The organism is Microcoleus sp. CAWBG27 (assembly GCF_020883145.1).
Classification (GTDB): Bacteria; Cyanobacteriota; Cyanobacteriia; order Cyanobacteriales; family Microcoleaceae; genus Microcoleus.
The window spans coordinates 1-20,445 of record NZ_JAHREU010000048.1 but is presented as its reverse complement, the minus strand read 5'-3'; the positions used below and the strand labels follow the sequence as shown (position 1 = coordinate 20,445).

Genomic DNA, 20,445 nt, shown 5'->3' with positions numbered 1-20,445 from the left:
CCTTTGCCAAGGGGGGGGACAAGAATACTGTTATTTCGTTTAAAATTGGTATTAATTCGCCTTGTATTTACCATTTAAGGAGACAAAACCATGACTAAGAATCAAGAATCTATTGTTGATAAGGGAGCTTATGGCGGTTGCAGATTCTTATGCAGATTCTTATTCCTTATAATCTGTGTTGGAGTGGCTAACATGATTATTTTGCCAATTTTTCTGGGTGTTACTACTAAAAACAAGCAATCGGAAGCGAAAAGAATTGTCAGCATAATGAACAAAAACCAGCAGTCTTATTATGCAGAAAAAAGTGTTTTTAGCCCTTCTGTTGATGCTTTAGCAATTGGCATTAAAACCGAGACAACAAATTACAAATATTCAGTTCGCGCCACTAAGAAAGCAGCATTTAGTTATGGAGTATCCAAGCAGCCAGAACTTAAAAGTTCTGTCGGCGGTGTCTTTGTAGTGCCTGCTAAAGAAGTTGTTCCCAATGCTGCTAAAGATGAAATCAAAACAATATCCATATTGTGCAAAGCTGATAATCGCAGTACATTTAAACCAGCGGAACCCACCTATGAAAATGGTAAAATTGCTTGCGGTGAAGGCACAACAGAAGTGACAAAATAATTTAACTAAAGGCAAGCTTATGACAGTCGATTACCAATACCAAATCGGCGGCAGTCTCCCGCAAGATGCGCCTACTTATGTAGTGCGACAAGCTGACTCGGAACTTTATCAAGCCCTGAAAGCGGGAGAGTTTTGTTACGTGCTCAATTCCCGACAAATGGGTAAATCTAGTTTGCTGGTGCGTACCGTACAAAAGCTCTCGGCCGATCGCATTGCTTGTGCTACGATCGACCTTTCGGACATTGGCAGCCAGCAAGTCTCCCTCGATAAGTGGTACGGGGGCGTCGCTTACAAGCTTTTGTGCAGTTTCAACCTGTTTGATGCAGCCGAGTTTATGGCTTGGTGGCGGGAGAGAGAGTTGATGCCGCCCGTGCAGCGTTTAGGAGAGTTAATTGAGGAGTTGCTGCTGGTTAAAATCACTCAAAATATTGTCATTTTTATTGATGAAATTGATAGCGTTCTCAGTTTCAAAGAATCGCTGGATGATTTTTTTGCCTTGATTCGTTCTTGCTACAACAAACGCGCTCACAAGTCAGAATACCAGCGGTTGACATTTGCTTTGCTGGGAGTTGCTACGCCGTCTGATTTAATTAGCGATGCCACTCGCACACCGTTTAATATTGGTCGAGCTATTGAACTTCAGGGTTTTAAATTACACGAATCTGGGTCTTTAGTCAAGGGGTTTGAGGGTAAATTTGACAATTATCAAGAAGTTTTACAAGAGATTTTGGAGTGGACTGGAGGACAGCCGTTTCTGACTCAAAAACTGTGTAAGCTGATAGTTCAAGGGCAGGAATTAGCAAGAAGGACTAAAGTCCTCACTACGAACCGATTGTTGATTGGGGAAATAGTACAATCTCAGATTATTGATAATTGGGAAGCTGCTGATGAGCCAGTGCATTTGAAGACAATTCGCGATCGCCTTCTCAGCAATCAGCACCGCGCTAGTAGGTTATTAGGATTATATCAAAAAATATTGGCACTCTCAGAACCCCCCGACTGTAGGGGCGGTGCCCCCGTGCCCGCCCTTGCAGGGGGAATCAGCGCTGATGACTCTCCCGAACAAACTGAATTGCGACTCAGCGGATTAGTAGTCAAACGAGGCGGAAAATTAACGGTAAACAACCGCATTTATGCATCGATATTCAACCAAAATTGGGTAGAAAAAGCACTAGGAGATTTGCGGCCATACGCCGAATCACTAACAGCATGGATTGCCTCAGATTGTCAAGATGAATCTCGATTATTGCGCGGTCAAGCATTGCAAGATGCGCGAGAATGGGCTGCTGGTAAAAGTTTGAGTAGCCAAGATTATCAATTTTTAGCTGCTAGCCAAGAGGCGGAATTTGCCCAATTGCGCGATCGCGAACAGCAAACTCAAGCAGAAATAGAGCTATTGCGCCGGGAAAATCAGTTATTAGAAAAACTATCCGCCGAGCAAAAACTTAGAAAACTTACTCAAATTAAACTCTGGCGTGAAGAACGACTGAAAGTACAAATTTTTACGGTAAGTTCAATATTCATGATTTCTATCTTAATTGCTGCTTTTTGGATCAAACCGTCAATTGAGGAAAGAAATAACAAAATCCTGACTCTCAGTTTGTTTTCCGAAACTCTATTTGCAGCGGGCAAGAAATCGGAAGCTTTAATCGAAAGCATTAAAGCAGTCAGAGAAATGCAGCGCTCGCTGGGAGTTGCATCAGATATCCAAGTCCGGGTTTTAACGGCTCTGGAGCAAGCAGTTTACAGTTTTAATAAACGCCTAATTTTTCCCGGTTCAACTACTAAATTAATCTCGATTACTTTTAGCCCAGACAGTCAAATGCTGTTAACAGTTAGCGACGATCGCACTCTTAAAATTTGGCACAGAAACGGGAAGTTAAAAGCTGTTTTGAATGGTCACACCGATCGAATTATCAATGTGACTTTTAGTCCAGACAGTCAGAGGCTGGCATCAGTTGGCGAGGATAATACAGTTAAACTTTGGCAAGTGGACGGCAAGTTGATTCAAACTTTTAAAGTAGATAGCGGCAAAGTGACTGGTGTTAGCTTTACCCAAAACGACAGAATAATTGCCTTAGTAATTAATGAGGGAAATGCGCTCCTGCAAAACTTGAACGATCGCAAAATAGTGAGGCCGATCCAAGATAAATGTTTTGTAACAAACGTTAGTTGCAGCCGTGACGGAAAAATACTTGCTTCAGTTTGTTCTGATGGAACAGTTAAACTTGCGGATTTGACAAATATTTTGGCAAACTTGTCTTCGCAGCAGGCTAAGGAAGTTAGCATTGCAGGTAATTTACTGGCAAATTTAAAGGTAGAGAAGGATACAATTATGAGTACAAGTTTTAGTTTTGATGGCACAATGCTCGCAATCGCAGGTACTGGTTCAAATGCGACAATCTGGAGCAAAGATGGTAAACTCCTGAGTATCTTAAAACATCCCAGTCAAGTCACAAATGTCACTTTTAGTCCCGACGGTCAAATGTTACTATCTGCAAGCAAAGATAAAATGTTGAGACTCTGGAAAATTGATGGCAGGGCAGGCACGGGGGCACTGCCCCTACACACTTTAACAGGTAATACGGCTGCTGTTTGGAGTGCGATTTTTAGTCCTGATGGTAAGGCGATCGCTAGTGCGAGTGCTGATGGTACGGTGATACTGTGGAATCTGAATATTGATGATTTGTTGGTGCGGGGCTGCAATGTCGCCCGCAATTATTTTCAGACAAATGCGATCGCCAATTCCAGCAATCGCCACCTCTGCGACGGGATTGAAAGTCGCTCAGACAGTAGATTTTAGATTTTAGATTTACTCTTATGAATCGGATTTTTGTGTAAGTCTTGATATGCTTAAATTAAGTAGCAGCTAATAAATAATAGGTCAGGGCGATCGGTGTATTCAAGTCTAGAGCAAAAGTACCAGCGCTTGCAAACACAGTTAACGGGCGGTGTCATCGCCCTTGGCGGCATTTTCTGCACGGGTACTCTCTGGTATTGGCAGATCGAAAAATGGACTCTGCTCGATGCCGCTTACATGACAGTATTTACGTTAGCAACTGTGGGCTACGGCGAAATTCATCCCCTCGGAAGACGCGGGCGAATGTTTACCATGTGCCTGATTTTGATGGGCGTAATTGGTATTGGTTTTATTGTCAACCGCTTTACAGAAGCGCTGATTCAAGGATATTTTCAAGAAGGAGCAAGAATTAGGCAACAGCGGCGTTTGGTGGATTCTTTGATCGAACATTACATTCTCTGCGGTTTTGGGCGCACGGGGCGACAAATTGCCTTGGAATTTCAGGCAGAAAATATTCCTTTTGTGGTGGTAGATTCGGCGCTACAGTCGGTTCAGGCAGCTTTGGGGCTGGGGTACACAGCGGTGCAGGGAGACGCAACACTTGATGAAATTTTGTTGAATGTGGGGATCGATCGCGCAATTTGCATAGTAGCAGCTTTGCCGTCGGATGCTGAGAATTTGTACACTGTGCTGTCAGCGAAAACTCTGAATCCGAAGGTACGGGCGATCGCCCGCGCCACCACAGAAGAAGCCGTAAAGAAGTTACAGCGGGGCGGCGCCGATGCCGTCGTATCCCCCTACATTACTGGCGGCAAACGGATGGCAGCGGCTGCTTTGCGCCCTCAGGTGATGGATTTTTTAGACGGCGTATTGACGGGCACTGATAGTTCTTTTTATATGGAAGAATTTCTGGTAGATCCCAATAGTTGTGTCTACGTCGGAGAAACTTTGAGAAATGCCAAATTGCGATCGCAATCCGGGGCGTTAGTGTTAGCAATTCGACGGGCGGTTGGGACTTTGATTGTCGGGCCAACTGGAGAAACTGCGATCGAAGGAGGAGATATGCTAATTTGTTTGGGCACCGCCGAACAATTGCGCGCCCTGAATCAAATCCTCAGTCCCCTAAGTTTTCGCATCCCCCGCCCTCCGAATTAAATTGAAGAAGGACTAAAGTCCTCACTACAAACGGTTCATGAGGTTTGTAGTGAGGACTTTAGTCCTTTCTTTTTTGCTTCTTGCTTCTTGCTTATTTTTATCCTCAGCGAAGCCGAAGCGATTCTTCTTCCTGATGACAACTAACAACGGTATTTTTACAGACATTACTGGCTGCCATTTTCAGTTTGATTCTACGGTATTTTTACCAAGAAGAATGGGTTTAAAGCCTCCTCCTTCGAGGGGGAAATAAAACAAAATTATTCACTGTTTTAATCCTCGGACTTATAGGTAGAGGTCGCTCTCAACTGTCAACTGTCAACTGTCAACTGTTGAAAGACATTTTTGTCGAGTTTCTGTAAAGTTTTATCAAAACTACAGTCATGCCAAGTGCGATCGCGATTAATACTTGATTGAGTCATATCAATTCCATTACCATCAGAATTATTCATCTCTCTCTTCTCGGACTCTGTGTCCTCTGCGTTCTCTGCGGTAAATCATTCCCATACAACCGCAATTGATATTATGGGCGATCGTATTTTATTGGGGCAAATTTCCGTGTTTTTAATAACTTTGGTCGCCAAAATTGGTTTAGTCAATCAATTACACAAGGAATTAATCAGGACTAAAGTCCTTACTACAAACCTAATTAATGGTTAAATTTATTGCTTTAGTTTCGCAAAAATTCTGAAACCCAAAGCCGATGGCGGGATTTGAACCCGCGACCGATCGATTACGAATCGATTACTCTACCACTGAGCTACATCGGCAAGACGATTATGAATTATAGCACAAATTCAACAAAAAAGCAATGAGCTGTAGAATTTCCTGAAAAACTCCACAACCCAAAACTCAGAACTTCTTAAACGGCAAGTTCTCCGTCTGTTGAGCCACCTCGGGCACCGGAATAAACCAATCCCCGCTGCATATCCAGCGTCAGCATCGTACCGTCCCGAATTACCCGCATGGCATTCTCCACACCCACCATCACCGGCACGCCCAAACGCAAACCGATAATCGCCGCGTGAGAAGTCAAACTTTCCTCCTCCGTTACCACACCGGCTGCTTTGCGAATCATCTCCACAAACTCGGCGCTGGTGCGTTCTACTACTAAAATGTCTCCTGCGTGGAAATTGGCTACATCCGCAGCAGTACGAGCAACTCTGGCCATGCCGCTCACAGATCCCAAACCGACACCGGTACCTTTACCTAAAACGGCTGTGACTACCTCAATTTTGATCAAATCCGTCGAGCCGGCAACCCCTTGCTGAGTACCGGCAGTCATCACTACTAAATCTCCGTCGCACAGGAACTCTTTTTCTTGGGCGACATTAATGGCAGATTGAAATGTCTGGCCTGTTGAGGGTAAATCCAGCACCAGTAATGGTTTGACTCCCCAGACTAATTGCAGTTGTCGGGCTACGTCTACGTGGGGAGTAACGGCCAAAATCGGTGTTTTGGGTCGGAACTTCGAGACGTTGCGGGCTGTAGCGCCGGTTTTGGTCAGCGTCATGATGGCCGCTGCGTTTAACTGTTCGGAGATTTGGCTGACTGCTTGGCTGATGCCGTTGGTGATCGATCGACCAACATCTTCTACATTTCTAATATTGCCCCTAATTCCTTCCCTCTCGATGCGGACGGCAATTCTCGCCATCGTCGCCACCGCTTCGACGGCAAATTTGCCGACAGCGGTTTCATTGGAAAGCATTACCGCATCGGTTCCGTCGAGAATGGCGTTGGCTACGTCGGAAATCTCGGCGCGGGTAGGACGGGGATTGCTGACCATGCTGTCGAGCATCTGGGTAGCGGTAATCACCGGAATCCCCATGCGGTTGGAAGTCGCAATCAAGCGCTTTTGCAAAATCGGCACGTCTTCGGCGGGCAGTTCCACGCCCAAATCGCCCCGGGCGACCATCACGCCGTTGCAAAGGGCGAGAATTTGTTCCATTTGTTCGATCGCCTCGTGCTTTTCGATCTTAGCAATTACCGGTACTTGCTTGCCCGCACTGGCAATCAGTTCTTTAATTTCCAGCATATCCTGGGGATTCCGCACGAAGCTGAGGGCTACCCAATCGACACCTTGGTCGAGGCCGAACATTAAATCTTTGCGGTCTTTATCCGTGAGCGCTTTAATTGACAGGTATACGCCCGGAAAATTCACGCCTTTGTTGTTGGAAAGCGGGCCGCCGACAACGACGCGACAGTACAATTCGCGGGAATTGCGGTCTACTTTTTCGACGCGCATTTCGACTTTCCCGTCGTCTAGTAGAATCACTGCGCCCTCTGGAACTTCGTCTGCTAGGGGTTCGTAGGTGACGGAGGAAATCAGCTCGGTTCCAGGTACCGGGCGGCTGGTTAAAATGAATGGATCGCCGTTTTTGACAACTATAGAGCCTGTTTCAAAGCGCCCCAAACGAATTTTTGGGCCTTGAAGGTCTTGGAGGATGGCGACCGGCTGGTTGAGTTCAAAGGACGTTTGTCTGATTAAGCGAATGCTGCGCTGGTGGTCATCTTCTGTTCCGTGGGAAAAGTTGAGCCGCAAAGTTGTGGCACCAGCTTCTATGAGGTTGCGGAGCACTTCTGGGTCGGATGTTGCTGGGCCAATGGTGGCTACAATTTTGGTTCGGCGTAGGGCTTTTGGCAGTTGCATGAATTGAGATGGGGTGGCTGGAGGATTTCTTCTTTAAATTTCGGCTAACTTTTCATCTTTCAGTACAAGCAATGACGCTAGTCTCAAGTCTTAAAAATTTTGATAGTCGTCAAAACAGCAGGCATTGACCAATATATAGAATATCTGACTTTTTACCGATCGGTAATCTTTTCTTGGCGATCGGCTTTTGTGAAATTATTTCCGCTCCCAGGGTTGACATAAATACAGATATACCCATTTATTAGAATTGGGCTGCTTTGCTATGCGGCTAATCGAGGATTGGGATCGTTTCACAGCAGCAATACTTGGCTTGTTGTGCAGAGGCTAGTGTCGGGCGATCGGACTCTGTTTTTTCACGAAACTTTACTATTGGCAGACTTGTATCTTATACTACGCAAGTGTGAAATATTAAGGAGTGTTAACAAAGATGTCGGAGGCAGGACGGCCGCTGACAGTGCCGAAAGAGTTTCTGAGTCCTCCGGGTGACTTCAATCCGACGCTGCTGTTGTTTTTGAGTGCATTAGCGACGATCGCGATTTCCTTTGTGGGTTACTGGTACGGAGACTGGCCGGATTGGTGTTGTTTTTCCCTGAACGTGCTGGCGTTGCACATGGCTGGAACCGTGATTCACGATGCGTCTCACTATGCGGCGCACCGCGATCGTACAATTAACGCTATTTTGGGACACGGTAGCGCGCTGATGTTGGGCTTTGCTTTCCCGGTATTTACGCGGGTACATATGCAGCATCACGCCCACGTTAATGACCCAGATAACGATCCAGACCATTACGTTTCTACTGGTGGGCCTCTGTGGTTAATTGCTGCGAGGTTTTTTTACCACGAGATTTTCTTCTTTAAGCGCAAACTGTGGCGGAAATACGAACTTTGGGAATGGTTTTTCAGCCGTTTGTTTGTGATCGGAGTGGTTTATCTCTCAATTCAATACGACCATTTAGGTTATGTGCTGAACTTTTGGTTTTCTCCTGCTTTGGTAGTGGGATTAGCCTTGGGGTTATTTTTTGATTATTTGCCGCACCGTCCGTTTCACGAGCGCGATCGCTGGAAAAATGCCAGAGTATATCCTAGTCCAATTCTGAATATTTTAATTTTGGGACAGAACTATCATTTGATCCATCACTTGTGGCCTTCAATTCCTTGGTACAATTACAAGCCAGCCTACGAAGCTGTGAAGCCGCTGTTAGATGAAAAGGGTTCTCCTCAAAGTCTGGGAATATTGGAAGGTAAAAAGGACTTTTGGAGTTTTATATATGACATCTTTTTAGGGATTAGGCTGCATCACAAGAAAGCCACTGATTGACAAAAAATCCGGTTTCTTCGAGAAGCCGGTTTTTTTATGTTTTTTATCTAAGCCAATCCCCACCAGAAAAGGTAAGCTAAAATAAATATATAGCCTTTCTCAAAAAGATGAGGTATAACAGACAGTTTGCAAAACCAGTAAACTCAGAGGGCTCGCATCCCAACAACGTCCGCGAATCTTTCTGATAACCGCTATATCGGCTGGAGAAGCCTATTTCAAATCAGCCGATCGCAACTGCCATGACCCAAATTACTCTCAACCGCCTCAAATTCTTGACAAATTGCCAAAGCTTCTGCTTGATATTCTGTATCATTTGCCATTTCTGAAAAGTCGGCATAAATCACTCGATCTGGCTTGAGACTTGCTAAATGTTGATGTTCGCTATTTTGATCGATTACCTCAGCACCGTAGGCAATACAAGCCAGAATATCATCTCGCTCTATACTTGGATACTGCTGAATAATTGATTCGATAGTTGCTCCGCTAGCTAGGCAATCTAAAATCAGGGAAACCCTGATGCGATGTCCCCGTATACTGGGCTTGCCAAAACATATATTCGGATCGGTCGAAATCCGAGATAATAGATTTGTTCTGTTCATAAAACATTCTCCTCTACTCCTCTACTAAGGAGGGCACAAAAGATTTGCCTCTTCTAATATCGTTTCCGGTTGGATCGGAATGATTTAACCGCAGAGAACACAGAGAACACAGAGAAAGGGAAGAGAGAGATATATACAGGACGATGTTAACGGATTTGATATAACTCAGTTAAAAATAAACCCACCAGCCATGGTGGGTTTACTCTTGAATGAATCAAAAAGTGATTTTATTATTTTTCCGCAGCAACCGCAACGGCTAAATTCCAATCGGGCCGCAAATTTTGAGCTCCACGCAAATAAGGATGATAAATTTCGCGGTGTGCGGGCCAATTGACGTGAATTAAAAAGCGGATGCAGCGTTCTAAAGCACCCTTCACGTGCATTTGCTGCACGTCCAACAAAGGTACATTACACCACCGGGAGCGTTCGCGGGCGATCGCAGCCGGAAAGACAGCATCCAAATCGCGGGTAACAGAAAACGTAACACTAATTATTAATTCCGGATCTAAATTATTTCTTGTTTCTAATTCATCTAACAGTTCTCTCACCGCTTCTCGAATTGCTTCTACCGAATTATCGCTGGCAGTTGTTGCCCCGCGAATCGCCCGCACTTGCCAATCCACGCAAATATTCTCCATTTTTTATCAGTTGTCAGTTGCTAGTTGTCAGTTGCTAGTTGTCAGTTGTTAGTTGTTAGTTGCAATTACCAATTACTAATTACCACTGCCAAGTGACTACTGCCAACTGCCAACTGACTATTTAATCACGGGCGATACAGCCACAACGGTAAACCGCTAGTAGACAGCTCGAATTCCAGCAAATTCTTGTAAGCCGAAAGCCCGGATGTATCCAGACTACTCCCCAAGACGCGATTTAGGAAAGGTTTTTGTTTTTCTAGAGTGCAGCATTCGGTTTTTTCGGGATCGAGGCCTGCGAGTTCGGCAGTCCAGCGGCGAGCGTCCTCTTCTGTTCCGAGTCGATCGACCAAACCCAATTCTAAGGCTTGCTGGCCGGTAAAAACCCGACCGTCGGCAAAACTTTTGACGTTTTCAACGGGGAGTTTCCGGGCTTCGGCGACGGTTTCCACGAATTGCTGGTAGCTGCTGTCGATCAAGTCTTGCAGAATTTGCTGTTCGGGCTCGGTCAATTGTCGATCGAATGCCAAGATATCTTTATAAGGCCCGGATTTAATCACTTGAAAAGAAACGCCGACTTTTTCTAGCAGCCCTTCTAGATTGTTACCCCGGATAATCACGCCAATGCTGCCGGTAATTGTACCGGGATTGGCAACAATATGTTGAGCTCCCATGCCGATGTAAACTCCACCGGAAGCTGAAATATTGCCAAAACTAGCGACTATTTTGATTTTTTCGCCCAAACGCTTGAGGGCGCTGTAAATTTCTTGGGAATCGCCGACAGTGCCGCCGGGGCTGTCTATCCGCAGCAGCAAGGCGGGAAATTTGCGCTCTTCAACGGTTTTGAGCGCTTCTAGAACTCGTTTGCGGGTTTCTCCGGCAATACCTCCGGTGACTTCGATACGGGCGATTTGTTTGCGGTAGCGGGGCTTGAATGGCCAAATCATGGGCAGTTTTACGAACTTGTGTAGCTAACTTATAGTGTGCCTTATCTGAAGAAAGAAGGAAGAAGGAAGAGACTCAAGAAACCGGGTTTTTTGCAGAGATTCAGGGTTTGAGGCAAATATCTAGGTGAAAAACCCGGTTTCTGGCCGCGCGATGAGACTCAAGAAACCGGGTTTTTTGCAGAGATTCAGGGTTTGAGGCAAATATCTGGGTGAAAAACCCGGTTTCTGGCAGCGCGATGAGACTCAAGAAACCGGGTTTTTTGCAGAGATTCAGGGTTTGAGGCAAATATCTGGGTGAAAAACCCGGTTTCTGGCAACGCGCGCGCGATCGCACTTAACCCACCTTCGATATATAATTGTAAAAATTGCTTAACAAATCTACATCATTCCCGAGAGCGCCACTCTCATCAATTATTTGGAGCCTCCGCCATGCAGCTAAAACTTACCGATTCTAAACTGCCCTTTGCCCCGCTGTTGCTCATTGCGCCGTTTTTCCTGTGGGGAACCGCGATGGTAGCGATGAAAGGGGTGATGCCGCACACGACACCGCTGTTTGTGGCCTTCGTGCGTTTAGTACCTGCGGGCGTGTTGGTGTTGCTGGCGGCAGCATTGATGGGAAAACAGCAGCCGCAGGGTTGGAAAGCTTGGCTGTGGATTTCGCTGTTTGCATTAGTTGACGGCACTTTGTTTCAAGGCTTTTTAGCCGAAGGTTTGGCGAGAACCGGTGCGGGTTTGGGTTCAGTGATGATTGATTCTCAACCGCTAGCCGTGGCGATTTTGTGTTTGTGGCTGTTTCAAGAAAAAATAGGTTTTTGGGGCTGGTTGGGATTGGTAATTGGCGTTATCGGCATCAGTTTGATTGGGTTGCCGGATGGCTTTATTTTGGGGCTGTTTCATCCTGAAACCGTGCAGGTTTCTGCGGGTATCGAAAGTGTATTTCAGGGCGGGGAATGGTTGATGCTGTTGGCGGCTTTGTCGATGGCTGTGGGTACGGTTTTGGTGCGCTGGGTTTGCCGTTATGTCGATCCGGTGGTGGCGACGGGCTGGCACATGATTTTAGGTGGTTTGCCGTTGTTGGCGATTTCGGCGGCTACTGAGTCGGGGCAGTTTGTGAATATCGATTTGTCGGGTTGGATGGCTTTAGGTTATTCTACTGTGTTCGGAAGTGCGATCGCCTACGGTTTGTTCTTTTATTTTGCTTCAAGTGGCAGTTTGACGAGTTTAAGTTCTCTAACGTTTCTGACTCCGATTTTTGCTTTGCTGTTCGGGAATTTGTTGTTGGGCGAAGTATTGAATCCGCTGCAATCGATGGGAGTCGGGCTGACTTTGGTGAGTATTTATTTAATCAATCAGCGGGATACTTTGGCCCAGAAATTGGGAAAAGGCCGGAATGGTGCAGCAAATTCTGAGGAGGAAGTGCAGTTATTAGAGTCGTCGGACTTAAATAAAGTTGAATTTCCCGTGCAAGTTCGGGCTACAGAATTGGAGTCGGAAGTTTAGGGAGTTGGGTAGGGAAAAGGCACTGTCGTATCCTGTATTTTATACGATTGAGTATTCCTATGGGGAGAATTAGTTAACTTTTAAATCATTTTCTATTATACGATATGAAAATCTGGATAGTTACCAGTCATCCTCTTCAACAATTTGAATGTTTCTACTCTCAATCTCTTCTATAAAATTTTTTAGACTGGGATTGTCTTGATAATGCTGCATCAAAAATTTATGATTGGCATATTGTTTGACAATCTCTCGATAATATTCAGGATTTTTAGCATTCTTGTCAATTGTAAACCTGTGTTTCTTGGAAAGCCGATCATTTAACGTCTTGAGACAGTTTTTGATTTTTGCTTTCTTCTTATCTGTATAATACATTGGGAGCAACCAACACTCAATAGAATGTACAGAGATTGCAAACAGGATTTTCTGTTGATTCGTGTTGTAAAAATCCTCACCAATCGCATCTCTGAATTTCTCAATAACTTTTTCAATCAACTGCTGAGGAGTCAACTCATCACCATTGTCATCTCGACTGGGAATATTATAATTAGAATTTTCTGAATCCACCAAGACATCAGTATCTATTTGAATAATGATATAGTCAAAAAAACGAAATGATTCTTGAAACTTTTTTGAATGACAATAATCAAACACTAGAGTCCAACCGCCGGATTGGGACTTATTCTGATTGTCTTTATTTCTTTTTGGCTGAAGAGGTTCTACCTCTATATTTGGACTATTAAAAAATCCAGCTAAAATCTTCTCAATTACAATTTTGTCAGTAAGTCCCTCTGTAATTAATCCAAAAATAATCATATTAAAAATTCTTAGGAAGTCCGCCGATATAGCCTCTCAAAAATGCCTCTGACAAATCAACAGGTTCTTGTCCATCCAAAGGTTCGGGGTTGAGAATACGTCTAGCTTTAGTATAACCTAATTGGTTGCGGGAAATCACAAACAGCCGCTGTTCGTCATCATCTAAATCCAAACCATCCAAAACTGCTGGGTTGTGAGTTGTCAAGATGACTTGTTTATCGTTCTTTTTTGCTAGTTCGACTAATTCTTCGATTAATCGGCGGCATAATCTGGGGTTAAGAGAAGCGTCAATGTTATCAATTGCAAAGAATTTAGGTGTGAGTTCGCTGATGAACAAGGTAAAGTAAAAAAGTAAAAACAAAAAGCCTTCATTAGAACTTCTTTGGTCAAAGTAATTTAAATCTGTATCTAAGTACCTATCTGTGATTTGGAGAGAAGTTTGCATCGCTGATAGATTTTGAGGAATTTCAAAATCTTTAAACCAATCTATCAATCGCAGCTTTTCTTTAATTTGATTTAGTTTATCTGGGTTGTCTGCATTCAAGACATTTATAAGTTTAAACAAGCCTTCTCCATTAATTCCTAACGGTTGAATTTGTCCTTCTTTTTCAAAAGTTCGTAAGGCTTGGTTTTCGGGAGAGTAAATGATAAATTTATTTAAATCAAGTATTGGAATGAATGATTCGGCATCTTTTTTGAAACTTAACCATTCTTGTTCTGACAACTCTATTTTTTCTTCTAAGACAGATGTAAATTTGTCTATTCCCCCATGTTTTTGAAGAAGCAGCATTACAGCATTCTTTACCGAAGTTTCAGAATCACCAAAAAAGTTTTTACTAACCCACTGAGAATAGGGAGAATTATCATTTTGTAAAATACAACTAAATTGTTCTCGATCATTCTGTCTTAATTCAATGCTGATATCTTTAGTAAGATTATCTTTTTCAAAAGCCGATCGCATAAATTGAGGTTCTGTCACCCGAATCCCCCGTGCAGCAAGAAACTCGTTATCCAGTTTATCATTAGCTGCCGCAGAAGCCAGGGCGATCGCCTCTAGGATATTACTCTTACCGCAGCCGTTTTCACCAATCAATACAGTGACTCGTCCTAACTCCAGTTTCAGCTTGTGAATCGATTTGTAATTCTCTATCCTAACTTCTTTGAGCATGATTTTATATGTGTATACTTGTGTTTGTTTAATATGAGTTAATTTTACAGCCGATCGCCCTCAAGCGTCAATCGATCGCGAAACCAGTCCCATTGCTAAAATCCCCAAAATTTTATTCACATCTTTGAGGTAATATTCAGTCAAATCGATACTAATTATACTTCCATCTAACTTCATGAATTTCCAAATACTCCCAGTCGTCACTACTCCGTAAATTGTTGAAACTTCATTGCCTGCACGTTCGTTAAATATCCTGGCTGCAAACATTTCGGCTACGCATTGTCCCAAGCCCGCAGTAATATTTTCTTTTTTTGCTTCGACTAAGGTAATTATAGGAGCACTCACAAATAATATTTCGGGTGAATCGCTAATAATAAAGTCGCAAATTCCATTTAATCCTCTGGCGCTATCCACGTCGAACTCTATTCCAGAAAACAAGTTGATACGTTCTCTTGACAATCTTCTGAGGTCGATTAAAATTGGGGAGATAATCATTTCCGATCGCGCTTTTTCGCTGTTGCTAGCAACGGCCAAAGGTACATTATAGCGGAGAATTTCGGTCAACATGGCGCTGCATTCTAATTCAGGTATGTCTCCGAATAAATCGACTCTTGCTGAAGTTGTCAACTCAAAGGTTCGCGTGACTCTTTCTAAGGTGAAATCGCTGTAGGGCATTTTGCTTGTCTTCCTCAAATTTTCCAAATAAAAGAGAATATAATCTTAATGTAGTCTTTGTATCTCCGATCGGAAATGGATCTAAAAGAACGCCTGCACGGCCACCTAATTCAAATTGTACGCGATCGCAATCCTTACTTGGCATCCGCAGGGTACTTCTATGTTCAGCAATACATTCGCGAACAGTTGGGACAGTGGGGTACTGTAGAAACCGACGATTTTGCGGTGCGCGGGCGAATTTATTACAATTTTATCTTGGATTTACCCCCCCTCAATCCCCCCCTTGCTAAGGGGGGGAAGCAAGAAAATTTGCCGATTATTATAGGTGCTCATTACGATACTGTACCTGATACGGATGGGGCTGATGATAATGCTACGGGTGTTGCTGTTTTGCTGGAACTCGCAAGGGCGATCGCACTTCAACCGCTAAAATATCCAGTACAGTTGGTTGCGTTCGATATGGAAGAATCTGGTTGTTGGGGAAGCAGGCATCATGCAGCTAAATACAAGCAACGGCAACAGTCAATTCGGTTGATGATTTCTTTGGAAATGTTGGGTTATTGCGATCGCACTCCGAACTCTCAAAGCTATCCGGCGGGACTCAAATATTTTTATCCGAATATTGGCAATTTTATTGCTTTAATTGGGAACTTGCGGACTGTTCGCGATATGATTACTTTGAGCAGAAACATCCGCAAAGTCGGTCAAGATTGCGAGTGGTTGCCGGTGCCGAATCGAGGTTTGATTGTGCCGGATACTCGCCGCAGCGATCATGCTCCTTTTTGGGATAATGGTTATCCGGCGATTATGGTGACGGATACGGCTAATATGCGGAATCCGCACTATCATCAACCGAGTGATAAGATTGAGACTTTGGATTTGGATTTTTTGACGGGTGTTTGTGGGGGCTTGATTGAGGCTATTCGATATTTATAGTAGTTGACAGTTGACTCATATTTTGTACCATTTTAAATTAGCTGTAGGGGCGGGTTCACCAACAGCATTAAATGATACAGACAGGTTAAATAAACCCGCCCCCACCCACCCAAAATCCCCGCCGGTTGACATTGGTGCAAAAACTGGTTTTCAACGAACCGCGAAGACGCTAAGGGCGCGAAGGAAGAAAGAAGAAGGAGAGAGAGAAAAATATCGAATTTTTATGAGTCTGAAGTTATGATTTTTATGAATTGACTTTTAGATGATTTGGTTGAATAATTTTAATTTATTCAAATAACAAGATTTAGGAAAAAGATATGAATACTGTTTTTCCCGATCGCACTTCGTGGCAATTTTGGATCGATCGCGGTGGTACTTTTACCGATATAGTAGCCCAAAAGCCTGACGGTAAGCTAGTTATTCACAAGCTGCTGTCGGAAAATTCCGATCGCTACACTGACGCAGCAGTGCAAGGAATTCGCGATATTTTGGGGATTGGGGCGGGGGAATCGATACCGGCGGCCCAGATTGCAGCGATTAAAATGGGTACGACGGTGGCGACAAATGCTTTACTGGAACGTAAGGGCGATCGCACTATTCTGTTAATTACTAAAGGTTTCGGCGATGCGCTGAGAATTGGCTATCAAAATCGCCCGAATATTTTCGCCCGCCACATTGTGCTGCCCGAGATGTTGTACGATCGCGTTATTGAGGTTGCAGAACGTTACAGCGCCCGAGGTAAAGAGTTAATTGCTGTCAATCCTGAGTTTATCCCGGCTTTGCAGCAAGCCTACGATGACGGAATTCGCAGTTGTGCGATCGTCTTTATGCACGGCTACCGCTATTCGGAACACGAAAAACAAGTTGCTCAAATAGCCAGAGAAATTGGTTTTACTCAAATATCAGTATCTCACGAAGTCAGCCCTTTAATGAAATTAGTTTCGCGGGGAGATACTGCGGTTGTAGATGCTTATTTATCTCCCATTCTCAGACGATATGTTGACCAAATTACTAGAGAATTAAACCCCGACAAATCTACCAATTCCCAATGCCCAATTCCCAATGCCCAATTCCCTCAATTAATGTTTATGCAGTCAAACGGCGGCTTAGTTGATGCCGCCCAATTTCAAGGAAAAAACAGTATTTTATCCGGCCCGGCTGGGGGAATTGTCGGTGCAGTTCAAACGAGTAAAAAGGCTGGTTTCGACAAAATCATCACCTTTGATATGGGCGGAACTTCGACAGATGTTGCCCATTTTAACGGCGAATACGAACGCGAATTTGAGACGGAAATTGCTGGGGTAAGATTGCGATCGCCCGTGATGGCAATTCACACTGTAGCAGCCGGTGGCGGTTCGATCGTATTTTTTGACGGCGCACGCTACCGCGTCGGGCCGGAGTCTGCGGGCGCAAACCCAGGCCCTGCTTGCTATCGGAAGGGCGGCCCTTTGACGGTGACTGATTGTAATGTGATGTTGGGCAAAATTCAACCTGATTTTTTCCCGAAAGTGTTTGGATTGACGGGAGATTTGCCGATCGCGCCTGAGGTAGTTAAGCAAAAATTTGCCCAGTTAGCGGGGGAAATTGGGGGCGAGAGGACACCGGAACAGGTGGCCGAGGGTTTTTTGGCGATCGCGGTGGAAAAGATGGCTAATGCGGTCAAAAAAATCTCGCTTCAGCGCGGTTACGACGTTTCCGAGTATACCTTGTGCTGTTTCGGTGGTGCGGGCGGCCAACACGCTTGTGCGATCGCCGATTGTTTGGGCATGAAACGGGTGTTCATTCATCCCTACGCGGGGGTATTATCCGCCTACGGTATGGGTTTGGCTGATGTGCGGGCTATGCGCGAAAGGGCGATCGAGCAATTATTAAGTGCTGAATTAATTGCGGACTTGCGCGCTCTTTTAGCGCAATTGGAGGCGGAGGGAAAGAGGGAATTGAACCGCAGAGGCGCAGAGGGCGCAGAGGAAGAGAAAGAGGTTTTAATTATTAGGAAGCTGCATCTTAAATATGAGGGCAGCGATTCGGTTTTGATGGTGAATTTTGCTGGGAGTGTTGAGGAGATGCAGGCTGATTTTGAAGCAGCACACCGACAGCGCTACAGTTTTATTATGCCGGAAAAATCGCTAATTGTAGAAGCGGTTTCGGTGGAAGTTGTAGAGACAATGAATGTACTGGATAATTATACAACTTCCCCATCTTGTGACACGGGCATCTTGCCTGTCCCCCCAATTTCCACGGTGCAAATGTATGTTGCTGGTGAATGGCGGGAAACGCCTGTTTATCAGAGAGACGATTTGCGATCGGGCGATTGCATTACGGGCCCGGCGATGATTGTCGAAGCAACTGGAACTAATATCATAGAACCGGGTTGGGAAGGCGAAATTACAGCAAACAATGACTTAATTTTGAACCGCAGATCCGCCGCGCCGATAAATGCAGTTAACACCCATCCATCTGCGGTTAAATCAGATCCTGTTTTGCTAGAAATTTTTAATAACTTGTTTCGCGCGATCGCCGAACAAATGGGCGTGACCTTACAAAATACAAGTTCTTCTGTTAATATTAAAGAACGCCTGGACTTTTCCTGTGCAATCTTCGATGGAAACGGGCAATTAGTTGCCAACGCGCCGCACATTCCCGTGCATCTCGGTTCCATGAGCGAAAGTGTTTCAGCTTTAATCTTAGCACAAGCTCATGAAATTAAACCGGGCGATGTTTATGTTTCTAACAATCCCTACAATGGCGGCACGCACTTACCAGATATCACCGTAATTACTCCAGTATTTGATAAGTCTTCCTTGCTTCCTTTATTTTATGTGGCGTCGCGGGGACACCACGCCGACATCGGCGGCATCACTCCCGGTTCCATGCCTCCCAACAGTATAATTGTAACTGAAGAAGGCGTATTATTTGACAATTTCCAGTTAGTGTGCGAAGGCAAATTTCGAGAACAAGAATTACTACAACTTCTGACAAGCGGGGATTTTCCGGTTCGCAATGCTGCACAAAATATCGCAGATTTGCAAGCCCAAATTGCAGCCAACAATCGCGGTTTAGCAGAACTTGTCAAGATGGTAGAACATTACGGCTTGGAAACCGTGCAAGCTTATATGGGTTTTGTGCAAGATAATGCTGAAGAATCTGTGCGCCGAGTAATTGAGGTTTTGAGTGATGGCGAATTTACTTATCCGATGGATAGCGGCGGAGAAATTAAGGTAGCTATTACAATTAATAAGTCGGCGCGCAGTGCGAAAATCGATTTCACTGGCACTTCTTCCCAACAATTCAACAATTTTAATGCTCCCGCTGCGGTGTGTAAAGCGGCTGTGTTGTATGTTTTCCGCACGTTGGTAGATGACGATATCCCTCTGAATGCGGGTTGTTTGAAGCCTCTCGAAATCATCAATCCCGCTGGCTGTATGCTGAATCCGCGTTATCCGGCGGCGGTTGTGGCGGGAAATGTGGAAACGTCGCAGAATATTACGGATGCTTTGTATTGTGCGCTAGGTGCGATCGCAGCTTCTCAGGGCACCATGAATAATTTCACATTTGGCGATCGGCGCTATCAATATTATGAAACAATTTGTGGCGGTTCGGGTGCTGGTGCAAATTTCGACGGCACAGATGCGGTGCAAACTCACATGACTAATTCGCGTTTAACCGATCCTGAAGTGTTGGAATGGCGGTTTCCGGTGTTGTTAGAAAGTTTTGCAATCCGGGCTAATAGCGGGGGAAATGGAAATCATCGCGGCGGAAATGGAGTGGTGCGACGGATGCGGTTTCTGGAAGCGATGACGGCGGGAATTTTATCGGGGCGGCGGGTGGTTTCTCCCTGCGGTTTGCAAGGAGGTGAAGCCGGAAAAGTTGGGCGAAATTATGTTGAAAGATTTGATGGAAATGTGGAGGAATTGGGGAGTACGGCGAGTGTGGAAATGCGATCGGGGGATGTGTTTGTCATTGAGACTCCGGGGGGCGGAGGTTATGGTGGTTGCAGGAAAAATTAAAATAGGATTACATTTTTTAATGTTAACAGAACTCTTTTTTATGCTAGACTTGGTTTACCAAATAAATTTAAACACAATCTATAATACCGCTGGTGTAAAAAATGGAAGGCGATCAACTATCTCTAGCTCTATTTCCAGAAAAAAGCGACTATTCAGGAAACTTCTTTAATCGTAAAAGAGATTGGTCAGCATCTAAGCATCGGATACTACTAAGATACATACAAGCACACTGTTATAATTTAGGTGGTAATAAATCCTACCAATCTAAATATATTAATTATGTTGATGGTTTTGCCGGAACTGGTAGATACAACGAAGGTATTGGGATTGAAGATTTTGTAAACAGCTCAAATTTTTGGGTCAAAAAATATCCCAATAAATTTGCAAATACTGATGGATCACCATTAATAGCTCTTAAGTGTGCACAAATATTTAGTCAAGAGAAACGAGTTAGCTTAAGATGTTTATTTGTAGAAGCAGATTCAAATGCTAACGAACAACGGCTCTTCTGGAGTCAAGGTGATAAGCAAACCTAATCAGAAAAGCAAGCTAATAGCCTTGCTCGAAAGTTATCAAAGTTCATAAAGCCATAGGCTTGTCGCTTAATCAACTTAATTCGATTGT

At 44.4% G+C, this 20,445-nt stretch carries 17 protein-coding genes and 1 tRNA gene; 8 read left to right on the top strand and 10 right to left on the bottom strand.

The window, feature by feature from the left end:
* Positions 1 to 90: 90 nt before the first annotated feature.
* From QZ938_RS22790 to QZ938_RS22780, 3 genes are all read left to right on the top strand, one after another.
* Positions 91 to 621, top strand: a complete 531-nt coding sequence (locus QZ938_RS22790) for a type IV pilin-like G/H family protein (RefSeq protein WP_293149345.1) — start codon at positions 91 to 93, stop codon at positions 619 to 621.
* Positions 622 to 640: 19 nt separating this feature from the next.
* Complete coding sequence (locus QZ938_RS22785; RefSeq protein ID WP_293330949.1) at positions 641 to 3,424, top strand: AAA-like domain-containing protein; 2,784 nt, start codon at positions 641 to 643, stop codon at positions 3,422 to 3,424.
* 93 nt (positions 3,425 to 3,517) lie between these two features.
* Positions 3,518 to 4,576: a TrkA family potassium uptake protein gene (locus QZ938_RS22780; RefSeq protein WP_293330946.1), complete on the top strand. Its 1,059-nt coding sequence runs from the start codon at positions 3,518 to 3,520 to the stop codon at positions 4,574 to 4,576.
* 308 nt (positions 4,577 to 4,884) lie between these two features.
* Here the strand turns inward: QZ938_RS22780 and QZ938_RS22775 are convergent, their stop codons facing one another.
* The 3 genes from QZ938_RS22775 to pyk form a co-directional block, all read right to left on the bottom strand.
* Positions 4,885 to 5,025, bottom strand: coding sequence for a hypothetical protein (locus tag QZ938_RS22775; RefSeq protein WP_293353514.1), 141 nt, complete (start codon positions 5,023 to 5,025; stop codon positions 4,885 to 4,887).
* Between the two features lie 246 nt (positions 5,026 to 5,271).
* Positions 5,272 to 5,343 (bottom strand) — tRNA-Thr (locus QZ938_RS22770).
* A gap of 92 nt (positions 5,344 to 5,435) precedes the next feature.
* On the bottom strand, positions 5,436 to 7,223 hold the full coding sequence (gene pyk / locus QZ938_RS22765; RefSeq protein WP_293156987.1) for a pyruvate kinase: 1,788 nt from the start codon (positions 7,221 to 7,223) through the stop codon (positions 5,436 to 5,438).
* Between the two features lie 427 nt (positions 7,224 to 7,650).
* On the opposite strand from pyk, the gene crtR reads away from it, so the two are divergent.
* Positions 7,651 to 8,541 (top strand): beta-carotene hydroxylase, encoded by an 891-nt coding sequence (gene crtR, locus QZ938_RS22760; protein WP_293330928.1) that lies wholly within the window; start codon positions 7,651 to 7,653, stop codon positions 8,539 to 8,541.
* 215 nt (positions 8,542 to 8,756) lie between these two features.
* Here the strand turns inward: crtR and QZ938_RS22755 are convergent, their stop codons facing one another.
* The 3 genes from QZ938_RS22755 to sppA all read right to left on the bottom strand — a co-directional run bounded on the left by QZ938_RS22755 (position 8,757) and on the right by sppA (position 10,722).
* Positions 8,757 to 9,140, bottom strand: coding sequence for a DUF433 domain-containing protein (locus tag QZ938_RS22755; protein WP_293353516.1), 384 nt, complete (start codon positions 9,138 to 9,140; stop codon positions 8,757 to 8,759).
* Between the two features lie 230 nt (positions 9,141 to 9,370).
* Entirely contained in the window at positions 9,371 to 9,778 is a 408-nt protein-coding gene (aroH, locus tag QZ938_RS22750) for a chorismate mutase (RefSeq protein WP_293353518.1), read from the bottom strand.
* A 125-nt stretch (positions 9,779 to 9,903) separates the two neighbouring features.
* Complete coding sequence (gene sppA / locus QZ938_RS22745; RefSeq protein WP_293353520.1) at positions 9,904 to 10,722, bottom strand: signal peptide peptidase SppA; 819 nt, start codon at positions 10,720 to 10,722, stop codon at positions 9,904 to 9,906.
* A 429-nt stretch (positions 10,723 to 11,151) separates the two neighbouring features.
* On the opposite strand from sppA, the gene QZ938_RS22740 reads away from it, so the two are divergent.
* Entirely contained in the window at positions 11,152 to 12,222 is a 1,071-nt protein-coding gene (locus QZ938_RS22740; protein ID WP_293353522.1) for a DMT family transporter, read from the top strand.
* Positions 12,223 to 12,342: 120 nt separating this feature from the next.
* On the opposite strand, the gene QZ938_RS22735 is transcribed toward QZ938_RS22740, so the two are convergent.
* From QZ938_RS22735 to QZ938_RS22725, 3 genes are read right to left on the bottom strand one after another with little or no spacing between them, the layout of a single operon-like run.
* A complete protein-coding gene (locus QZ938_RS22735; RefSeq protein ID WP_293353524.1) occupies positions 12,343 to 13,035 on the bottom strand; it encodes a phage tail protein in 693 nt (230 codons plus the stop codon).
* A 1-nt stretch (position 13,036) separates the two neighbouring features.
* Positions 13,037 to 14,203 carry an AAA family ATPase gene (locus QZ938_RS22730; protein WP_293353526.1) on the bottom strand — a complete coding sequence of 389 codons (1,167 nt, stop codon included), beginning with the start codon at positions 14,201 to 14,203 and terminating at the stop codon, positions 13,037 to 13,039.
* 60 nt (positions 14,204 to 14,263) lie between these two features.
* The gene (locus QZ938_RS22725; RefSeq protein ID WP_293353528.1) at positions 14,264 to 14,878 is read right to left on the bottom strand and encodes a hypothetical protein; all 615 of its coding nucleotides are present in this window, start codon (positions 14,876 to 14,878) and stop codon (positions 14,264 to 14,266) included.
* A 75-nt stretch (positions 14,879 to 14,953) separates the two neighbouring features.
* On the opposite strand from QZ938_RS22725, the gene QZ938_RS22720 reads away from it, so the two are divergent.
* From QZ938_RS22720 to tcmP, 3 genes are all read left to right on the top strand, one after another.
* Positions 14,954 to 15,814 (top strand): M20/M25/M40 family metallo-hydrolase, encoded by an 861-nt coding sequence (locus QZ938_RS22720; protein ID WP_293353530.1) that lies wholly within the window; start codon positions 14,954 to 14,956, stop codon positions 15,812 to 15,814.
* Between the two features lie 317 nt (positions 15,815 to 16,131).
* Positions 16,132 to 19,821 (top strand): hydantoinase B/oxoprolinase family protein, encoded by a 3,690-nt coding sequence (locus QZ938_RS22715; RefSeq protein ID WP_293353532.1) that lies wholly within the window; start codon positions 16,132 to 16,134, stop codon positions 19,819 to 19,821.
* A gap of 101 nt (positions 19,822 to 19,922) precedes the next feature.
* On the top strand, positions 19,923 to 20,357 hold the full coding sequence (gene tcmP, locus QZ938_RS22710; RefSeq protein WP_293353534.1) for a three-Cys-motif partner protein TcmP: 435 nt from the start codon (positions 19,923 to 19,925) through the stop codon (positions 20,355 to 20,357).
* Here the strand turns inward: tcmP and QZ938_RS22705 are convergent.
* On the bottom strand, positions 20,354 to 20,437 hold the full coding sequence (locus QZ938_RS22705) for a transposase (protein WP_293158237.1): 84 nt from the start codon (positions 20,435 to 20,437) through the stop codon (positions 20,354 to 20,356). The two genes, tcmP and QZ938_RS22705, sit on opposite strands and share 4 nt — an antisense overlap.
* Positions 20,438 to 20,445: the final 8 nt, after the last annotated feature.

Bases quoted from the DNA above. Each gene is read 5' to 3' on its own strand.
- QZ938_RS22790 (WP_293149345.1), top strand. From the start codon at position 91: ATGACTAAGAATCAAGAATCTATTGTTGATAAGGGAGCTTATGGCGGT.
- QZ938_RS22785 (WP_293330949.1), top strand. From the start codon at position 641: ATGACAGTCGATTACCAATACCAAATCGGCGGCAGTCTCCCGCAAGAT.
- QZ938_RS22775 (WP_293353514.1), bottom strand. From the start codon at position 5,025: ATGAATAATTCTGATGGTAATGGAATTGATATGACTCAATCAAGTATT.
- pyk (WP_293156987.1), bottom strand. From the start codon at position 7,223: ATGCAACTGCCAAAAGCCCTACGCCGAACCAAAATTGTAGCCACCATT.
- crtR (WP_293330928.1), top strand. From the start codon at position 7,651: ATGTCGGAGGCAGGACGGCCGCTGACAGTGCCGAAAGAGTTTCTGAGT.
- QZ938_RS22755 (WP_293353516.1), bottom strand. From the start codon at position 9,140: ATGAACAGAACAAATCTATTATCTCGGATTTCGACCGATCCGAATATA.
- aroH (WP_293353518.1), bottom strand. From the start codon at position 9,778: ATGGAGAATATTTGCGTGGATTGGCAAGTGCGGGCGATTCGCGGGGCA.
- sppA (WP_293353520.1), bottom strand. From the start codon at position 10,722: ATGATTTGGCCATTCAAGCCCCGCTACCGCAAACAAATCGCCCGTATC.
- QZ938_RS22740 (WP_293353522.1), top strand. From the start codon at position 11,152: ATGCAGCTAAAACTTACCGATTCTAAACTGCCCTTTGCCCCGCTGTTG.
- QZ938_RS22735 (WP_293353524.1), bottom strand. From the start codon at position 13,035: ATGATTATTTTTGGATTAATTACAGAGGGACTTACTGACAAAATTGTA.
- QZ938_RS22730 (WP_293353526.1), bottom strand. From the start codon at position 14,203: ATGCTCAAAGAAGTTAGGATAGAGAATTACAAATCGATTCACAAGCTG.
- QZ938_RS22725 (WP_293353528.1), bottom strand. From the start codon at position 14,878: ATGCCCTACAGCGATTTCACCTTAGAAAGAGTCACGCGAACCTTTGAG.
- QZ938_RS22720 (WP_293353530.1), top strand. From the start codon at position 14,954: ATGGATCTAAAAGAACGCCTGCACGGCCACCTAATTCAAATTGTACGC.
- QZ938_RS22715 (WP_293353532.1), top strand. From the start codon at position 16,132: ATGAATACTGTTTTTCCCGATCGCACTTCGTGGCAATTTTGGATCGAT.
- tcmP (WP_293353534.1), top strand. From the start codon at position 19,923: ATGGAAGGCGATCAACTATCTCTAGCTCTATTTCCAGAAAAAAGCGAC.